The organism is Aquimarina sediminis (assembly GCF_002895435.1).
Lineage (GTDB): Bacteria > Bacteroidota > Bacteroidia > Flavobacteriales > Flavobacteriaceae > Aquimarina > Aquimarina sediminis.
The window spans coordinates 1-2201 of record NZ_POYJ01000032.1; the positions used below are offsets into that span (position 1 = coordinate 1).

Genomic DNA, 2201 nt, shown 5'->3' on the forward strand with positions numbered 1-2201 from the left:
TTTGAATCTGGTTTTGGAGCATGGATCAATGCCTCTGGAGATGATATCGAGTGGACTCGTGATTCAGGAGGAACACCTTCTAATGGTACAGGACCAACTACAGGGCAAGATGGAGCATTTTATCTTTATACCGAAGCCTCTACCAATGTTTCTCCTCCGGGAAATCCTAATAAAGTGGCACTATTAGATAGCCCTTGTATAGATTTAACAACAGTACCCAATGGGTCATTAGAGTTTGGATATCATATGCAAGGTACAGCCATGGGAACTCTCGAAGTTCTTGCTAGTACTGATAACGGGGTAACCTATACCTCTATCTGGTCCAAAAGTGGAAGCCAGGGAAGTACCTGGAACCAGGCTGCTGTATCACTAGCTACTTATGGTGGTTCTGTTATTAAGTTACAGTTTAAAGGAACCACAGGATCTGGATGGAGTAGTGATATAGCTATTGATCATATCAAAATTATTTCTATAACACCTGATACACAAGCACCAACAGTACCGACCAACCTAACCGCTTCTAATATCGCCAATACATCAGTAGATCTTAGTTGGGAAGCGTCAACAGATAATACAGGGGTTACTGGGTATGATATATATCAAGGTGGAGCTAATATTGGCACTTCTACTACAACCAATTATAGTGTCACTGGACTTACTGCTAATACTACGTATAGTTTTACTGTAAAAGCAAAAGATGCAGCAGGAAACATATCTGGTAGTAGTAATACTGCCAATGTAACAACTACCAATGTTGTAGAATACACCTTAACTACCAATACTACAGGACAAGGAACCGTAAGTGGCGGTGGAGTCTATAACTCAGGAACATCAGTTTCTGTTACGGCTACTCCGGCATCAGGCTGGGAGTTTGGCGGATGGACCGGTGATATTACAGGAAACACCAACCCAACATCGGTTACAATGACAGCCGATAAAACCATCACAGCCACCTTTACTCAGATACCGGTAATTAGCACTTCTACAGAAAAGTACCGCTTAACCTGGAGAGGCAATACCTCTACCACTATGGTGATTGGATGGAATCAGGTGACAGGTACTAATCCTGTGGTACATTATGGAACTACCGATTTTGGAAGCAACTATGCATCATACCCATTAAGCAAGACTGTTGACAGAAGCATATCTAGTAAAGGGATGAGTAATAAATATGCTCGATTAACTGGGCTTCTGGCGGATACTGCCTATTATTTTGTCATCAAAGATAGTGAGGGAGTCTCTAAGCGATTCTGGTTTAAGACTGCACCAAGTGATCCTAATACCCGATTATCTATTGTAGCTGGTGGGGATTCTAGAAATAACCGTACCCCTAGACAAAATGCCAACAGGCTAGTGGCTAAGCTACGACCTCATGCCGTACTATTTGGAGGAGATATGACAAGTTCATCATCTAGTTCGCAATGGCAAAATTGGTTTGATGACTGGCAGCTTACCATTGGATCCGACGGAAGAATTATTCCTGTAGTAGCTGCACGAGGTAATCATGAAAGTGCTAATGATATCAGAGATCTTTTTGATATCCCTACTGCTGCCGGAGGAGAGTATTATGCCCTTAGTTTTGGAGGTAACCTAATGAGAACATACACCCTAAATACAGAAGTAACCCCGGCAGGTACACAAGGGAGTTGGCTTGCTAATGATCTGGCTACGAATTCTGCCAATCACACATGGGCAGTAGCACAATATCATAGAGCTACCAGACCTCATGAGCCTGGTAAATCAGAGCAAAACGACCAATATGAAGCCTGGTCAAAACCATTCTATACCCATGCAGTACAGTTGGTTATGGAGAGTGATTCTCATGTTGTAAAACGTACCTGGCCTATCAAGCCTTCTACTGGTACAGGAAGCGATGAAGGTTTTGTAAGAGTAGATACCGATCCCAAAAGAGCCATTTATGTAGGTGAAGGATGCTGGGGAGCTCCGTTAAGAAATGCTTCTGATACCAAAACCTGGACCAGAGCAGCTGGTTCATTTAATCAGTTTAAGTGGCTATGGATTGATAAAAACAAAATAGAACTTAGAACTGTCAAAGTAGATAATGCCAACAGTGTAGGGCAACTAAGTGATACTAATTTATTTGTTCTACCTACCAATATCGATGTATGGAATCCTGCGGGAGGTAGTCTTGTGACTATAGACAATCCACATACCGTAGTGGCTCTTGCTCAAAGAAACAA

General features: G+C 42.3%; 1 protein-coding gene. It reads left to right on the forward strand.

The annotated features are described in order from the left end of the window. Positions 1-2201: InlB B-repeat-containing protein (locus tag C1X07_RS24675; protein WP_206604280.1), on the forward strand; the 2201-nt coding region annotated here is incomplete at both ends.